The sequence below is a fragment of the uncultured Paracoccus sp. genome (assembly GCF_937873615.1).
GTDB lineage: Bacteria > Pseudomonadota > Alphaproteobacteria > Rhodobacterales > Rhodobacteraceae > Paracoccus.
The window spans coordinates 1-16,259 of sequence record NZ_CALMYP010000012.1; the positions used below are offsets into that span (position 1 = coordinate 1).

18 protein-coding genes are annotated in these 16,259 nt (G+C 65.4%); 4 read left to right on the forward strand and 14 right to left on the reverse strand.

All coding sequences use genetic code 11. The features are described from left to right. The 3 genes from Q0330_RS02830 to Q0330_RS02840 form a co-directional block, all read right to left on the reverse strand. Positions 1-896, reverse strand: an 896-nt coding sequence (locus Q0330_RS02830; protein WP_366518286.1) for an HAS-barrel domain-containing protein, incomplete at its 3' end; no start/stop codon positions are given. Continuing rightward, positions 896-1,456, reverse strand: coding sequence for a F0F1 ATP synthase subunit delta (locus Q0330_RS02835; RefSeq protein ID WP_299474148.1), 561 nt, complete (start codon positions 1,454-1,456; stop codon positions 896-898). The genes Q0330_RS02830 and Q0330_RS02835, both read right to left, overlap by 1 nt. Before the next feature lie 376 nt (positions 1,457-1,832). Continuing rightward, complete coding sequence (locus Q0330_RS02840; protein WP_299474151.1) at positions 1,833-2,636, reverse strand: methyltransferase domain-containing protein; 804 nt, start codon at positions 2,634-2,636, stop codon at positions 1,833-1,835. Between the two features lie 62 nt (positions 2,637-2,698). Here Q0330_RS02840 and gloB point away from each other — a divergent pair, with 62 nt between their 5' ends. Continuing rightward, a complete protein-coding gene (gloB, locus tag Q0330_RS02845) occupies positions 2,699-3,442 on the forward strand; it encodes a hydroxyacylglutathione hydrolase (protein ID WP_299474154.1) in 744 nt (247 codons plus the stop codon). A 190-nt stretch (positions 3,443-3,632) separates the two neighbouring features. Continuing rightward, complete coding sequence (clpA, locus tag Q0330_RS02850) at positions 3,633-5,954, forward strand: ATP-dependent Clp protease ATP-binding subunit ClpA (protein WP_299474157.1); 2,322 nt, start codon at positions 3,633-3,635, stop codon at positions 5,952-5,954. Between the two features lie 21 nt (positions 5,955-5,975). On the opposite strand, the gene Q0330_RS02855 is transcribed toward clpA, so the two are convergent. From Q0330_RS02855 to Q0330_RS02870, 4 genes are all read right to left on the reverse strand, one after another. Beyond that, the gene (locus Q0330_RS02855) at positions 5,976-6,566 is read right to left on the reverse strand and encodes a helix-turn-helix transcriptional regulator (protein ID WP_299474160.1); all 591 of its coding nucleotides are present in this window, start codon (positions 6,564-6,566) and stop codon (positions 5,976-5,978) included. Then, the gene (locus tag Q0330_RS02860) at positions 6,553-7,038 is read right to left on the reverse strand and encodes a hypothetical protein (protein WP_299474163.1); all 486 of its coding nucleotides are present in this window, start codon (positions 7,036-7,038) and stop codon (positions 6,553-6,555) included. The genes Q0330_RS02855 and Q0330_RS02860 overlap by 14 nt, the downstream gene beginning before the upstream one ends. Positions 7,039-7,164: 126 nt before the next feature. After that, positions 7,165-7,704, reverse strand: coding sequence for a PepSY domain-containing protein (locus Q0330_RS02865; protein ID WP_299474166.1), 540 nt, complete (start codon positions 7,702-7,704; stop codon positions 7,165-7,167). 208 nt (positions 7,705-7,912) lie between these two features. Further along, entirely contained in the window at positions 7,913-8,227 is a 315-nt protein-coding gene (locus Q0330_RS02870) for a DUF1476 domain-containing protein (RefSeq protein ID WP_299474169.1), read from the reverse strand. A gap of 156 nt (positions 8,228-8,383) precedes the next feature. Between Q0330_RS02870 and purC the strand changes: the two genes are divergently transcribed. Together purC and purS are read left to right on the forward strand one after the other, a co-directional pair. Beyond that, positions 8,384-9,148: a phosphoribosylaminoimidazolesuccinocarboxamide synthase gene (purC, locus tag Q0330_RS02875; RefSeq protein ID WP_299474172.1), complete on the forward strand. Its 765-nt coding sequence runs from the start codon at positions 8,384-8,386 to the stop codon at positions 9,146-9,148. Between the two features lie 10 nt (positions 9,149-9,158). Next, positions 9,159-9,398 (forward strand): phosphoribosylformylglycinamidine synthase subunit PurS, encoded by a 240-nt coding sequence (gene purS, locus Q0330_RS02880; protein ID WP_299474174.1) that lies wholly within the window; start codon positions 9,159-9,161, stop codon positions 9,396-9,398. 355 nt (positions 9,399-9,753) lie between these two features. On the opposite strand, the gene Q0330_RS02885 is transcribed toward purS, so the two are convergent. The 7 genes from Q0330_RS02885 to Q0330_RS02915 form a co-directional block, all read right to left on the reverse strand. Then, positions 9,754-10,641, reverse strand: a complete 888-nt coding sequence (locus Q0330_RS02885) for a calcium-binding protein (RefSeq protein WP_299474177.1) — start codon at positions 10,639-10,641, stop codon at positions 9,754-9,756. A 247-nt stretch (positions 10,642-10,888) separates the two neighbouring features. Then, positions 10,889-11,935: an alkane 1-monooxygenase gene (locus Q0330_RS02890; protein WP_299474180.1), complete on the reverse strand. Its 1,047-nt coding sequence runs from the start codon at positions 11,933-11,935 to the stop codon at positions 10,889-10,891. Further along, positions 11,935-13,116 carry a signal recognition particle-docking protein FtsY gene (gene ftsY / locus Q0330_RS02895; RefSeq protein ID WP_299474183.1) on the reverse strand — a complete coding sequence of 394 codons (1,182 nt, stop codon included), beginning with the start codon at positions 13,114-13,116 and terminating at the stop codon, positions 11,935-11,937. Before ftsY ends, Q0330_RS02890 begins: the two co-directional genes overlap by 1 nt. Positions 13,117-13,172: 56 nt before the next feature. Next, complete coding sequence (locus Q0330_RS02900) at positions 13,173-13,409, reverse strand: Lrp/AsnC ligand binding domain-containing protein (protein ID WP_299474186.1); 237 nt, start codon at positions 13,407-13,409, stop codon at positions 13,173-13,175. Between the two features lie 31 nt (positions 13,410-13,440). Beyond that, positions 13,441-14,817 (reverse strand): MATE family efflux transporter, encoded by a 1,377-nt coding sequence (locus Q0330_RS02905; RefSeq protein ID WP_299474189.1) that lies wholly within the window; start codon positions 14,815-14,817, stop codon positions 13,441-13,443. Positions 14,818-14,857: 40 nt separating this feature from the next. Further along, complete coding sequence (locus Q0330_RS02910; protein ID WP_299474192.1) at positions 14,858-15,508, reverse strand: N-acetylmuramoyl-L-alanine amidase; 651 nt, start codon at positions 15,506-15,508, stop codon at positions 14,858-14,860. 49 nt (positions 15,509-15,557) lie between these two features. Further along, a complete protein-coding gene (locus Q0330_RS02915; protein ID WP_299474195.1) occupies positions 15,558-16,244 on the reverse strand; it encodes a hypothetical protein in 687 nt (228 codons plus the stop codon). Between the last annotated feature and the right edge of the window lie 15 nt (positions 16,245-16,259).

The window sequence follows — 16,259 nt, forward strand, 5'->3', positions numbered from 1 at the left end:
ACGTCGCCCGGATAGGCTTCACGCCCCGGCGGACGGCGCAGCAGCAGCGACATCTGGCGATAGGCGACGGCCTGCTTGCTGAGATCGTCATAGATCATCAGCGCGTCCATGCCATTGTCGCGGAAATACTCGCCCATGGCGGTCGCCGAATAGGGGGCCAGATACTGCATCGGCGCCGGGTCCGAGGCGGTCGCGGCGACGATGATCGAATAGGCCATCGCGCCGGTCTCTTCCAGCTTCTGCACCAGTTGCGCCACGGTCGAGCGCTTCTGGCCGACGGCGACATAGATGCAGTAGAGCGACTTCATGCCCTCGGCCTCGCGGCCGTTATAGTTCTTCTGGTTCAGGATCGTGTCCAGAGCCACGGCGGTCTTGCCGGTCTGGCGGTCGCCGATGATCAGCTCGCGCTGACCGCGACCGACCGGGATCATGGCGTCGACGGCTTTCAGGCCGGTCGCCATCGGCTCATGCACCGATTTGCGCGGCATGATGCCCGGGGCCTTCACGTCGGCGATGGACTGGGTCACGTCCGTCAGCGGGCCCTTGCCGTCGATCGGGTTGCCGAGCGCGTCGACGACGCGGCCCAGCAAGCCCTTGCCGACCGGCACTTCCACGATGGCACCGGTCCGCTTGACGGTGTCGCCTTCCTTGATCGAACGGTCGTCGCCGAAGATCACGACGCCGACGTTGTCGGTCTCCAAGTTCAGCACCATGCCGCGGATGCCGCCGGGGAATTCCACCATCTCGCCGGCCTGCACCTTGTCGAGACCGTAGATCCGGGCAATCCCGTCACCGACCGACAGCACCTGGCCCACTTCGGCCACTTCGGCATCCTGACCGAAGTTCTTGATCTGATCCTTGAGGATCGCCGAAATTTCGGCAGCCTGGATTCCCATTATCCGACCTCTTTCATAGCATTCTGAAGGGAAGCGAGCTTGGATTTGATCGAACTGTCGATCATCTGCGAGCCCAGCCTGACAATCATGCCGCCGATGAGGGTCTCATCGACGCGCGTATTCAGTTTGACCGTCTTGCCCGATTTCTCGGCCAGCGTGGCGGTCAGACGCTGTTTCTGTTCGTCGTTCAACGCAACCGCCGACACGACATCGGCGGTCACCTCGCCGCGTGCCTCGGCAATCAGTTCCTGCAGGCGCGACAGCAGTTGCGGCAGCGCGAACAGGCGGCGATTCTGCGCCATCAGCGCCAGCGTATTGGCAAGGGCGGCGGACAGGCCCATCTTTTTGGCAATGGCGGCGATCCCGTCCTGCTGCTGCTGGCGGCTGTAGAGCGGCGAGGCGATCAGGCCGCGCAGATCGTCGCTATCCGCCAGTGCGGTGCCAAGCTCTGCGATCTGGTCGGAGAGCTGATCGATCCCCCCTGATTCCTTGACGACATCGAACAGGGCCAGGGCATAGCGCCCGGCAATCGAGGCGGAAATCGAAGCGGAATTGGCCACGGTCATCCTTCCGGTTAGCGCGTAACCCCGTCGTCTGGCCGTCCTCCTCGGGGCGGTCGAGCGCGGGGTGCAGCATGTCCTGAGGCCAGTCTTCACCGGCCCGTTATCTCGCGGAGGTCTCTAGCAATTGTTTTCCCCACCCGCAACCGCCTTGAGGCCGGTTCCGGCAGGGTTTTTGCGACATATGGGTGCCCGGACGCGACCGCCCGCCCCCGGACCCGGCGGCGGCTTGCGCAAAGCGGTCGGGCACAGAGGATTGGAACCGGACCGAAATCCCGGCCCGATCATTTGGTCGCAGCAATGATTGCAGGCGATTTCAGCCCACAGAAGGCGCAGATGGCCAGCACCTGCGACGGATTGCCCTGCCCCCGCCGGTTCAGTCCGGGTCGCGGTCCCTTGGGCTGCGCTGACCGATTCCATCGACGACCGGGCCCCGCGCCGGGCGCGGACGGGCGATTCCCTCCAGCACGTCCAGCGGGCTCGGCACCAGCACCCGCCGACCCGGCCCGACCGGCGCCGGCACCTGCTTGGAAAACTCGGCCCAGGTCACCCCGGCCACCAGCATCGAGGCGATCCGCCCCCCGACGCCTTCCCACCACATCGCGCTGCGCAGCCAGAAGCGCCGGTCCGAGGGCGGAATATAGATCGCAGCGCCGCTGTGTTCGGTGACGAAACCCGCCGCCTCGGCCTGCCGTTCCAGCTGACCGGCGGTATAGCTGCGGCCGAAACCGAAAGGCGTGCTGTCGGTCCGCGCCCAAAGCCCGGCCCGGTTCGGCACCATCGCCACCATCCGCCCGCCGGGGCCGAGCACCCGCCAGGCCTCGGCCAGAAGTGCCGCCGGATGATCCGAGGTCTCCAGCCCGTGCAGAATCACCAGCCGGTCGACGCTGCCTGTCTCCAGCGGCCAGGCGGTCTCGTCGCAGAGCAGGCTGTGATTGGCCATGCCGGCGGGCCAGGCCATGACGCCCTGCGGCCCCGGCATCAGCCCAATGACCCGCCGCGCCTGCGCCAGATAGGGCCGAAGCAGCGGCACCGCGAATCCGTAACCGGCCACGGTCATCCCGGTCGCCGCTTCGGCGGGCCAGTTCGCCAGCAGCCGCTCGCGCAGGATGCGCTGCGCCACCCGCCCGAGGGCGCGGGTATAATAGAAGCGGCGCAGGTCGATAACGTCGTGATGCATGGGTCCGGGTTGCAGCGGCTGCCTTCCGCGTCCAGACTGCCCGCAAAAGACCGGAGGTTGCAATGTCCCAGACCGAGATCGTCACCATTCGCTGCCTCAGGGACAATTACGCCTATCTGCTGCGCGCAAACGGCCTGACCGCGCTGTTCGACGCGCCCGAGGCGGCACCGATTCTGGATGCCCTCGCAGAACGCGGCTGGGGGCTGGATCAGATCTTTCTGACCCATCACCATGCCGATCACATCGACGGTGTGGCCGAACTGGTGGCGAATACCGGCGCCAAGATCGTCGGTGCCCAGGCGGACGCGCATCGCCTGCCGGCACTGGATGTCTCGGTTTCCCCCGGCGCGGCGACCGAAGCCGCCGGCCTGCCGGCACAGATCATCGACGTCTCAGGCCATACGGTCGGCCATATCGCGGTTCATGTCCCCGCCGCGCGGGCGGCCTTTACCGGCGACAGCCTGATGGCGCTTGGCTGCGGCCGCATTTTCGAGGGCGATCCGGCGATGATGTGGGCAAGCCTTCAGCGCCTGAACGCCCTGCCTGCCGAAACGCTGATCTGTTCCGGCCATGATTACTGCGCCGGCAACGGTGCCTTTGCGTTAAGCGTCGATCCGGATAACGCCGCCCTCGCATCGCGCCTGCAGGCGGTGGCCTCATCCGCCCGCCCCTGCGCGCCGGCGACGCTGGCGGAGGAGCGCGAGACCAACCCCTTCCTGCGCGCCCCTGCCCTTGCCAGTGCCCTTGGCGTCCCGGATGCGGCCACCGCCTTCGCGGAATTGCGCGCCATGAAGGATCGGTTCTGAACCCTGTTCCCCTGCCTTGAAACCGGACGGAGGCACGCCCAAATTACCATCACTCACGAATGATTTCCTCGCCGGATCGCAGAATTGACTTGAAACGCGGCGAAATCCACCAATCCTTAATATGATGATGACAGTCTGTGCAGGTGGGCCTTCCGGTCCAAACCGCCGGACAGACTGACAGGAGACGCAAGTGCCTTCTTTTACAACCTCGCTGGAACAGGCCATCCACGCAGCGCTCGCGCTTGCCAATGAACGCCGGCACGAGCTTGCGACCCTTGAACACCTGCTGCTCGCCCTGCTGGACGAGCCCGATGCGGTGCGCGTCATGCGCGCCTGCAATGTCGATCTGGACGAGCTGCGCCAGAACCTCAACGATTTCATCGACGACGACCTGTCGACGCTGATCTCGGATGTGGACGGCTCGGAAGCCGTGCCCACGGCCGCCTTCCAGCGCGTGATCCAGCGCGCGGCGATCCATGTCCAATCCTCGGGCCGGGCCGAGGTGACGGGGGCGAATGTGCTGGTCGCGATCTTCGCCGAACGCGAATCCCACGCCGCCTATTTCCTGCAGGAACTGGACATGACGCGCTATGACGCGGTGAATTTCATCGCCCATGGCGTCGCCAAGAACCCCGATTTCAACGAGGCCCGACCGGTCACCGGATCCGATCCCCATGCCGAGGAACCGGCGGCCCCGCAAAGCCAGAAGGAAGAAACGGCGCTGGAAAAATACTGCGTCGATCTGAATGCCAAGGCGATGGAAGGCGAGGTCGACCCGCTGATCGGCCGCGAGATGGAGGTCGAGCGCTGCATTCAGGTGCTCTGCCGCCGGCGCAAGAACAACCCGCTTCTGGTCGGCGATCCCGGCGTCGGCAAGACCGCCATCGCCGAAGGTCTTGCCAAGAAGATCGTCGAGGGCGAGACCCCGGATGTGCTGGCTGGCGCCACCATCTTTTCGCTCGACATGGGCTCGCTTCTGGCCGGCACCCGCTATCGCGGCGATTTCGAGGAACGCCTGAAAGCCGTGGTGAAGGAACTTGAAAACCACGAGGACGCGATCCTGTTCATCGACGAGATCCATACCGTGATCGGCGCGGGCGCGACCTCGGGGGGCGCGATGGATGCCTCGAACCTGCTGAAACCGGCCCTTGCCGGGGGCAAGCTGCGCTGCATGGGCTCGACCACCTACAAGGAGTTCCGGCAGCATTTCGAGAAGGACCGCGCGCTCAGCCGCCGGTTCCAGAAGATCGACGTGAACGAGCCTTCGGTCCCGGATTCGATCAAGATCCTCATGGGTCTGAAACCGCATTTCGAGGCCCATCACGAATTGCGCTACACCAATGACGCGATCAAGGCGGCGGTGGAACTGGCCAGCCGCTATATCAACGACCGCAAGCTGCCGGATTCGGCCATCGACGTGATCGACGAGGCCGGGGCGGCGCAGCATCTGGTCGCGGAATCGAAGCGGCGCAAGACCATCTCTCCGAAGGAGATCGAGGCCGTGGTGGCCAAGATCGCCCGCATCCCGCCGAAGAATGTCTCGAAGGACGATGCCGAGTTGCTGCGCGATCTCGACCGCACGCTGAAACGCGTGGTCTTCGGTCAGGACGCGGCCATCGACGCGCTGACCTCGGCGATCAAGCTGGCCCGCGCCGGATTGCGCGAACCCGAAAAGCCCATCGGCAATTACCTGTTCGCCGGCCCCACCGGCGTCGGCAAGACCGAGGTCGCCAAGCAACTGGCGGATTCGCTGGGGGTGGAGCTGCTGCGCTTCGACATGTCGGAATACATGGAAAAGCACGCGGTTTCGCGCCTGATCGGCGCGCCGCCCGGCTATGTCGGCTTCGACCAGGGCGGGCTTCTGACCGATGGCGTCGACCAGAACCCGCATTGCGTGCTGCTGCTGGACGAGATCGAGAAGGCGCATCCCGATGTCTACAACATCCTTCTGCAGGTCATGGATCACGGCAAGCTGACCGACCATAACGGCCGCACCACCGATTTCCGCAACGTGGTCCTGATCATGACCTCGAATGCGGGGGCGTCGGATCTGGCCAAGGCCGCCATCGGTTTCGGCCGCGACCGGCGCGAGGGCGAGGATACCGAGGCGATCGAGAAGACCTTCACCCCGGAATTCCGCAACCGTCTGGACGCGGTAATCAGTTTCGCACCGCTCTCGCCCGAGGTGATCGTGCAGGTGGTCGAGAAGTTCATCCTGCAGCTTGAGGCGCAGCTGATCGACCGCAATGTCCATATCGAACTGACCGACGAAGCGGCGCATTGGCTGGCCGGCAAAGGTTACGACGACAAGATGGGCGCCCGCCCGCTTGGCCGCGTGATCCAGGAGACCATCAAGAAGCCGCTGGCCGAGGAACTGCTGTTCGGCCGCCTGACCAAGGGCGGCGTGGTCAAGGTTCGGATCGAGGACGACAAGCCCGCCTTCGACATCACCGGCCCCGAAGCCCCGCGCATCGGCGGCAGGTCGAAACCGCCTCTGCTGACTGCGGACTGAGCGCAAGCTGGGGCGTGGCCGCTAGTCACCAATCGGTGTTGCGGGGGCTTTCGGCGCGATATCCGGCATATCGGCCGCCCCGCCGGGCGGTATGTCGGGATCGAAAAGGTCCTCGATGAACAGGCTCAGCAGTTGGTGGCGGTTGGCAACGCCCGCCTTGCGATAGACCGCCGCCGTCTGCGCCTTCACCGTGCCTTCCGAGGTGCCGCGCAGCCCGGCGATCTCGGCCACGCTCAACCCCTTGATCGCAAACAGCGCCACGTCGCTTTCCGCCGGCGACAGGCCCCAGTCGGAAAAGCGCTGCTCGACATGGTCCATGAAGGCGCTCTGGGCGCGATGCAGCCGCGCCTCGGCCTCGCGGCGGCGGCGCAGTGACAGGACCAGCATCCGCGCGCCCAGCCCGATCCCGGCGATCAGCCCCAAAGCCGCGCCGATCTCCAGATATTCCTGATATTGCCAGGCCAGCGGCTCGTAATAGATGCCCATGACCGACAGCAGCATGTCGCTGACGAGATACAGACAGCAGACCACCTGCAAGGCCAGAATGGCCAGCAGCGGCAGATGCCGAAACCAGGCGGTTCGCGCCGCCCGGCGTTTATCAGTCGTCGTCATCACTGTCGTCGCTGTCGCTGTCGTCGCTATCGCGGTCGTCGCGGTCGTTGTCACTATCGTCGTCGCCATCTCCGTCGTCGCGATCGTCATCATCGCTGTCGTCATCATCGTCGCTGCTGCCGGAGCTTTCGCCACCTGAACCGCTGCCAGAACCGCTGCCGCTCGATCCGCTGCGCGAAGCGTTGTCGCTGTCGGACCCGCCGTCAGAGCGGCTGCCACCCTCTCGGCGGAGGAGGTCGCGCAGCAATTCTCCGCTGCGCGGATCGACGACGATTTCCCGGCGCATATCGCCCCGCCGCGCGCTGATGATGACCTTGCCCAGCAACGAGCGGCGCACCTGAATCTGCCTGTATCCCTGGGCCTGCAATTGCGACGCCACCTGCCCGGCCACATCGCGCGTCTGGGCAAGCCCGCTGAACGGCACGACCGCCAGCATCAGGCTCAGGATCAGCCGCCGCAACATGATCGACATGGTCCGATACAACATCACACCGGCAACCCCTTGAAAGAACCGAAGGCGGGCGCGGTCGCACCGCCCCACCCCGTTCTGCCGCAAGAGCAGTACTGCGGCAAGAAATCCCTGCCGCAGTGCCGTTCATCAGTCGTCGTCACCATCGTCATCGCTGTCGTCGTCATCGCTGTCGTCACCGTCGCTGTCGCCGTCACGACCGTCATTATCATCATCGTTGCCATCGTCACTGTCATCGTCACGATCATTGGCGCCGTCGTCACGATCATCGCCATCGTCGCGGTCATCGCGGTCCCGGTCACCATCGTCCCGGTCATCGCTGTCCCGGTCGTCGCTGCCATCGCGACCGTCATCACCGTCATCGTCGCGGTCACGCGGGTCATTGCGATCATCCGCGGCATCGGCGCGGTCATCGGCCCGCTTGCCACCCGAAATCGTCTCGCTCTCGCTCTTGACCACTTCGCCGGTCGCGAGGTCATAGGTGATCTCGACCTTCTGATCCCCGCGCCAGGCTTCGACCTCCATCTGGCCGTCATCGCGGCTGATCTCGATATCGGTAAAGCCCTGATCGGTCAGCGAGCGTGTGACCCGCTCGTCATTGCTCTGCGCCTGCGCGGCACCAAAGCTCAGCATCAAGGCGGTGGCGGCCAATCCGAATGTCATACGCATGTCAGTCCCTTTCTGTCCGTCGCCGGCAAGCCCCGGCGCCCGATCAGCCTGCGCTTTCCCTCGGCTGCCGGCCATTCGCCCAAGGGCCTAAAATCCGGCTATAAACGAAAGTTTATCCCGCCCACCGCCCGGTCTGGCGGCCCTGACCGGGACATGCAAAAAGGCCCGGCATCGCTGCCGGGCCCCGCAATCTCGATCAGACGTCGCTTCAGCTTTCGTCGATCAATTGCTGGCGGGCGACATCGACCAGTTCGGCCATCTTGGCGCGAATCGTGGCCTCGTCGGCCTTGCCGTCCAGGTCCGCTGCCAGCTTGCGATACACATCCTCGTCGCCCGGCTCGTCGAAATCGCTGCTGACCACGGTCAGCGCATAGGCCTTGGCCTCCTCGCCGCTCTTGCCAAGCAGCTCTGCCGCCCATTCGCCCAGCAGGCGGTTGCGGCGGGCCTCGGCCTTGAACTGCAGATCGGCGTCGCGGGCGAATTTCGCCTCGTAAGAGCGTTCACGGTCGTCAAAGGTGGTCATTCAGGTCTCCTTAAACTTCATCCCCACATATGCCCATAGCGCCGTTATATCACAAGCCTGTATCACGCATTCCGGTCCGAACTATTGCCGCGCCGCCGCTTTGCGCCTATAGCCGGGACCAGACCCCCTGCACCCCCCGAAAGGACGGCGGAACCCATGGCACCCCGGCGCAAGAAGATCTACGAAGGCAAGGCCAAGATCCTTTACGAAGGCACCGAGCCCGGCACCCTCATCCAGTATTTCAAGGATGACGCCACCGCCTTCAACGCGCAGAAGAAAGCCACCATCGAAGGCAAGGGCGTGCTGAACAACCGCCTGAGCGAGTTCTTCATGAACGGGCTGACCAATATCGGCGTGCCCAATCACTTCATCCGCCGCATCAACATGCGCGAGCAGCTGATCCGCCAGGTCGAGATCATCCCGCTGGAAGTGATCGTGCGCAATTTCGCCGCAGGCTCGCTGTCAAAGCGCCTCGGGCTGGAGGAAGGCACCCAACTGCCCCGCCCCATCGTCGAATATTCCTTCAAGAATGACGAGTTGGGCGATCCGATGGTCTCCGAGGAATATATCATCGCCTTCGGCTGGGCCGCCCAGCAGGATCTCGACGACATCGTCTCGCTGGCTTTGCGCGTGAACGACTTCCTGTCCGGCGTGTTCTTCGGCGTCGGCATCAAGCTGGTGGATTTCAAGATCGAGATCGGCCGCATCTGGGACGGCGATTTCATGCGCCTGATCGTCGCCGACGAGATCAGCCCGGACAGCTGCCGCCTCTGGGACGTGAAGACCGGCCAGAAGCTCGACAAGGACGTGTTCCGCCGCGATCTCGGCAGCCTGACCGACGCCTATACCGAGGTCGCCCGCCGCCTTGGCCTGATGCCGGCCAATGCCACGCCGATGAACAAGCCCACGCTGATCAACTGAGGACCGCCCGATGAAAGCCCGCGTCACCATCATGCTGAAAGACGGCGTCCTCGATCCCCAGGGCGAGGCCATCCGCCACGCCCTGACCGGCCTCGGCCACAAGGGCGTGGGTGGCGTCCGCCAGGGCAAGGTGATCGAGCTGGACCTTACGGCCACCGACCCCGCCGAGGCCGAAACCGAGGTCAAGCGCATGTGCGAGACCCTGCTGGCCAATACCGTGATCGAAAAATACGCGGTCGAGATCGTCTGAACGGAAGCCCCGCACCGGGGCGCGCCGATCTCTGCCGCACGGCCCCGCCCGAGATTCGGCGGCTGACTTCACACGGCTTGCTTGATCTTCCGTCAGCGACGATCCTCGCCGCGAGCGCGGCAATGAAGACCTGTCCCAAAGGTTGCACAGGACAAAACTGCAGACCGGCTCCGCAGTTTCATTGATGGAGCCTGCAACGGAAGATGGCCCTGCCTTTTGTCAATAAAACCAAGGCATTCTGACAGGTTGTTGATGTCTTGCCGCGATAGCGCGATGTCATTCGCGCCAGGCAACCCGATACCAAAAACAAATGGCCGGAAGGCGACAAACCCTCCGGCCAAATTGGATTCAGGCCTTACAGCAGGAAATTGTCTGCATGAAGCTCTGATGTTTGAACGCCAATGAGCGTGATGCTCGATCCGCCGCCCGTGGTGATAAAGTTGATAACGACATCGCCACCGCTATTGGCGATGGTGCCATCGGCGATCAGGTCGGTCATCTGACCTTCCAGACCGAGCGCCGACAGGTCGATGACATCGCCGTCGTAACCGTCTTCGAAATTGTAGACGACGTCGTGACCATGCCCGGAAATGAAGCCGAAGGTGTCATGGCTGCCGTCGCCGCCATAAAGCTCATCATCCCCGGTGCCGCCCCAAAGCTCGTCCGTACCTGAGCCGGCATAGAGCGTATCCTCTCCGTCGCCGCCGAAAATCACGTCGTCGCCACTGCCGCCGCCAAGCAGGTCATGCCCGTTATAGCCGTACATCTCATCATTGCCGTCCTGGCCCCAGAGGCTGTCATTCCCGGTGCCTGCGCCGATCAGGTCATCTCCGCCACCGCCGACGATAATGTCAGTGCCGGTGCCGCCCCAGATGGTGTCCATCCCTTCGCCGCCGAGCAGGTAGTCGTTATCCGCACCACCGCCCAGAAGATCGTTGCCATTGCCTCCGCTGAGCGTGTCGGCGCCGGTGCCACCCCAAAGGGAATCGTTGCCCTCACCGCCCTCAAGCGAATCATCGCCCGCGCCGCCGCCGAGGTTGTCATCGCCAGTGCCACCCCAGAGAGAATCGTCCCCCATGTCGCCCGCGCCGGCCCAGATCATGTCATCGCCGGCATTGCCGAACATCCGGTCGGCACCTTCGTAACCGATGATCGTGTCGTTGCCAGGAAGACCGGCAATCAGGTCGTCAAGCTCGGTGCCAAGAATCTCATCATTTTCGTTTGTTCCGTAAAGGGTCGCCATTTCAAATCTCCTGCCGAATCTTATCACAACGGAACGTTAACACAGTATGAATATAAATCTATTGCGGATTGCCGCGCCTGAGAAATTAGAAAATCCGCATTGAAAATATGGATAAATCGCTGAGCGACGCACAGATGGCCGGACCTTCATTTCTTGAAGCGCCTCGCCTCAGTTCGAAACTGCCCCCCATTCTCCTGCCAGTCCAAGGATGGAGGGTTGGCTATCCATAGTCTTGCGGCCTATGGCATTATCCGGACATCATCCGCGCGACCCGCCGGTCCATGACGCGCCGCCAAAGTGGCGGCACCATCGCCATCGCCCCCATCACTGGCAGCGACCAGGGCAGCATCGGGCGGGCGTCCTCCCCCTCCAGCCGCAGCGAGGGATAGGGTCGGGACGGATGGGCATGGTGGTCGGAATGGCGCGGCGCGTTGACCATGGCCAACGAGGACAGCGGATGGGGCGCGTCCCAGCTGTGGCGCGGGCCGACCGGCTCGGCCCGGCCATTCCTGATCTGCCGGCGCAGCCCGTAATGCTGGACATAATCCGACAGCATCAACTGCATCTGCGCGTAAAGACACAGCAGCAGGTAATCGAGCCCCGCCCGCAGCCCGAACACCGCCAGCACCAGCACCAGACACAGCAGCCCGCCACCGATCCAGACCGCATAGGGATCGAGCCTGCCCGAACGGCTGATCCGCCGCCGCTCGGCCTCTCGGCCGGCGCGGAAGGAACCGATCCAGGCGCGCGGGAAGAAATGCCAGAAGCTTTCGCCGAAGCGGGCCGAGTTCGGATCGGCATCGGTGGCGACATGGATGTGGTGAACCAGCCGATGGGCGCTGACATGGTGGCCGAACAGCAGGCTGACATAGACCCCCGCGCCCAGCCGGAACAGCAGGCGGCTGCCGCGATGGATCAGCTCATGCGCGCAGGAATTCGAGACCTGCCCGAACCACATGCCGGTGCCCAGAAACAGCGCCACGCGCTCAGCGCCGGTCAGACCGTCGCCGGCAAAGCCGCGCAGGGCCGAGATCAGCAGCACCAGATGGCAGATGGCCAGCAGCGCCAGCAGCGCATCTGCACCGGGAAAGCGCCGGCCTTCCTCGGCATCGCCGAAGCCGCGGGCGATGATCGTATCGGCCAGGGGCGATGCCAGCGCCATCCACAGGAACCCGACCCAGAGCGGCCAGCCGCCCGAGGCCCCGCCCCGGATCAGCAGCAATGCCGGGGCAAGCGCGACAAAGCCGAAAGCCGCGACCGGCGGGACCAGACCCCAGGCCGCCCGCGAGCTCATCACAGCCCGACGAGGGCGCGGGCGAATTCGTCCGGCTCGAAAGCGTCGAGATCGTCGATCTGCTCGCCCACGCCGATGGCATGGATGGGCAGGCCGAAGCGGTCGGCAAGCGCCACCAACACCCCGCCCCGCGCCGTGCCGTCGAGCTTGGTCATCACCAGCCCCGAGACATCGGCGAGCTTCTGGAAGGTCTCGACCTGGGACAGCGCGTTCTGGCCGGTGGTCGCGTCCAGCACCAGCAGCGTGTTATGCGGCGCGGACGGGTCCTTCTTGCGGATGACGCGGACGATCTTGGCCAGTTCCTCCATCAGGTCGGCGCGGTTCTGCAGGCGGCCGGCGGTGTCGATCATCAGCAGGTCGGCGCCCTCGGCCTCGGCGCGCGTCATGGCGTCGAAGGCGAGGCTGGCGGGGTCGGATCCTTCGGGCGCGGTCATCACCGGCACGCCGGCCCGCTGGCCCCAGACCTGCAACTGTTCCACCGCCGCCGCGCGGAAGGTGTCGCCCGCCGCGATCACCACATTCTTGCCGGCGGCCTTGAACTGGCTGGCCAGCTTGCCGATGGTCGTGGTCTTGCCGGAACCGTTGACGCCCACCACCAGCACCACCTGCGGCTTCTTCGGATAAAGCGGCAGGGGCTTGGCGACCGGGGTCATGATCCGGGTGATCTCGGTGGCCAGAAGGGTCTTGAGTTCGGTCGAGGAAACCCGGCGGCCCATGCGCCCCTCGGCGATATTGGCGGTCACGCGCAGCGCGGTATCGACGCCCATATCGGCAGCGACAAGGGTATCCTCCAACTCCTCCAGCATCTCGTCGTCGAGTTCGCGTCGCGGCTCGGCAGGCGCAGCGGCACCACCGCCGAAAAGACGGCCCATCAGGCCCGGCTTCTTCGCCGGCTCTGGCGTGGGCGCGGGCATGGGCTGCGGTGCGGGCTGCGGTGCGGGGGCCGGCTGCGTTTCCGGGATGGGCTGCGGTGCCGGCGCAGGCTCTGGCGCGGGTTCGGGCGCAGGCTCGGGTTCAGGCGGCGGCGCGGCGGGTTCCGGGACCGCTGCCGGTTGCGGATCGGACGCGGGGGTCCCGGCCAAAGGCTCGGGCGAGCCTTCGCCGACCAGATCGTCCAGCCCCTGCCCGATCTTCGAGGATGATTTGGTCAGCCGCTCGCGCAGCTTGGAAAAGAACGACATGGGGACCTCTTTCGCTTGGCCGCGAACCTAAGGCCTCGGGGCGCAAAGGGAAAGGCTCAGAACGCCTTGAAGGTCATCGTGGTCAGGGTGCGCTGGATACCTTCGATGTCGAAGAGGTTCTCGTTCAGCCAATGCCCGGCATCGGCATCCTCGGGCACATAGACCTTGGCCAGCAGGTCGTAATCGCCCGAGGTCGAGTAAAGCTCGGACACGACCTCGCGGTCATAGATGGCGTCGGCGACGGCATAGGTCCGGCCGGGGGCGCAGCGGAGTTGCACGAAGACGGGGCGCATGATCAGCCTTTCCTTGGGTTCGGGCGAAAGATTAGCCCGCCGCGCGCGCCCGGGTCCAGTCCCCGCGCGCAAGCCCGGCATAGAAGCGGCGCAGCATCAGCACGGCGGCGACGCAAAGCCCGATCAGCAGCCCGGCCCAAAGACCGGCCGGCCCCATTCCCAGCGGGAAGGCCAGCAGATACCCCGCCGGCAGGCCGATGGCCCAATAACTGATCCCCGCCAGCCACATCGGCACCCGCGTATCCTGCACCCCGCGCAACAGGCCAAGCGCCTGCACCTGCAGCGCATCGGCCAGCTGGAACAGCGCCGCCCAGAACATCAGCACCGTGGCCAGCGACAGGATCGCGGCGGAATCGGGATTGGCCGGGTCGAGATAGAGCGACACCAGCGGCCCCGGCAGCGCGATGAACAGCAGGCTGGTCAGCACGCCGAATCCGGTTGCGATCCAGATCACCACCTTCGCGGCATCGCGCATCATCGCCCCGTCGCCACGCCCCTGCGCCTGCCCGGCCCGGATGGTCGCGGCATTGGAAATGCCAAGCTGGAACATGAAGGTGATCGAGGCGATCTGCAGCGCGATCCCATGCGCCGCCAGCGCCACGGTGCCGAACCAGCCCATCATGATATTGCTGCCGACGAACATGCCGATCTCGGCCACCAGCGTCAGCCCGACCGGCAGGCCGAGGCGCAGGATGGCACGGAAGGCCGGCCAGTCGGGGCGCCAGAACCGCTTCATCAGCGCGATGGGCCGGGTCTGCGGCAGCCACAGCGCATAGGCCACGATCGCCGCCAGCGTCAGCCCCTGCGTGGTGACCGAGGCGATGGCCGCCCCCCTGACCCCCAGTTCGGGCGCGCCGAAATGGCCGAAGATCAGCGCATAGTTCAGCACGATGTTCAGCGGCAGCCCGGCCAGCGTGATCCAGAGCACGACCTGCGTCCGCTCCATCGAGGCGAGGTAGGAATTCAGCACCATCGCCCAGAGCGTCAGCCCCGCGCCCCAGCCGGCGATGCGCAGGTAATCCTGCGACAGCTGCGCCACGATCTCCTGCTGACCGAGCGCCAGCAGCACCGGCTTCGAGAACCAGAACAGCGGCATGATCAGCCCGGCATGGATCGTCGACAGCCACAGCGCCATGCGGGTGGCGCGGCGGATCTCGGTCCGGTCGTCGCGGGCATGGGCGGCGGCCAGAAGTCCCAGCACGCCGATGCCGAACCCCGCGCCCAGCATCATCAGGATGAACAGGAACGAGGTCGCCAGCACAAGCGCCGCCAGCGCATCGACACCGTACCAGCCGACCATCACCGTATCGCTGATGCCGATGGCCATACGCGCCAGATGCCCGCCGACAAGCGGCAGGCCAAGCGACAGCGTCGCAATGACATGAGGGCGGTAACGCGCGAAATCCATCAGCAGCGATTATCGACTGCCCGAGGATTGGGCAAGAGGGTCAGCCGACCGGGTGGAAGACAGTTGCGGCGGCGGCAGCGATTCGCCGGTCCGCCTCCTCCTCGGGGCCGGTGGCGCCGGGTCGGAAGCGCAGGCGGAAGGCGGCCAACCGGGCCTCGGGATCGGCCTCGGGATAGCCGATCCGGGTCAGGCTGTCGGCAAGGGCCACGTCCTCGCCGGCATTTTCCGGATGCAGCGCCAGCCCCTGCCGCGCCAGCCGCGCCCAGTCGAAGCGCGGGCCGGGGTCGATCTTGCGGCCCGGGGCCATGTCGGAATGGCCGATCACGCCCTCAGGGCCGATCTGCCAGCGGGCCATGATCGCGGGCAACAACGCCTCCAGCGCATCCATCTGGGCGGCGGCGAAGGGGCGGTCGCCGGGATTGACCAGCTCTATCCCGATGGAACGGGAGTTCACGTCCTCCTGCCCCTGCCACGCCCCGGCACCGGCATGCCAGGCGCGCCGATCCTCGGGGACCAGGGGTTCGGTCTCGCCATCCTCATGGATCAGCCAATGGGCCGAGACCTCGGCCTCTGGATCGCAAAGACGGGCGCGGGCCGACGGGCCGTCCTCCATACCGGTGTAATGGATGACGATCAGCGACGGGCGCGCGCCGCCGCGCCGGTCGCCGTGATTGGGGGAGGGGTGGGTCATTCCGGCCCGCAACCCGGCATCGACGCCGGGCGGCAGCCCATCGACAGAATCACCGGCGTTCGGCCATATAATAGGTCGGGTCCCAGCCGCAGACAAAGCCGTCCCCGTCCGGGTCCATACCCATCGGATCCTGCTGCGGTCCGCCCGAGGTGAGGAACATCAGTTGCGCCGCCTCGGCATTGGGATAGCGGGCGCAGGCATGAGCCGCCGTCGCCTCGCTGCCGCCGGCGCGGCTATAGACCTCGGTTCCCGGCAACTGGCTTTGGCTCGCGGCATAGCGGGCAAGCGCATCGGTCTCGGTCTTGACCGGGGCGGGTGCTGGCTGCGCGGCAGCGGGGGCCGCAGCGGTCGCGGTCGCAGCCGGGACGGGTGCCGCAGAAGCCATGCTCTGGCTCAGGGTCGCCGTATTCGAGGGCAGCATCTGCCCGGTATCCGGGTCGTAATAGCCACCGCCGGTGGGGGCGCGGCCCGTCGCCGTGGCCGTGGTCGATGACACACGCTGATAGGCCGTCGGGCTTTTGATTTCTTCAGGCGCGGGGGCGTCGAATGGCCGCTTCTTCGGTACGGTCTGCGGAACCGCGCCCTGCCCGGTCAGCGCCATTTCGCGAGATGCGCGATATTCGTCATAGGGCCGGTCGCTGCCGAAGCGATAGCGCGGGTCCAGCACCTGTCCGGTGCCATCCGCGCAAGCCGAAAGACCCGCAATGCAAGCCAGTCCCAAAAGCACTTTCTTCATCGCGCGTCCTCCTGC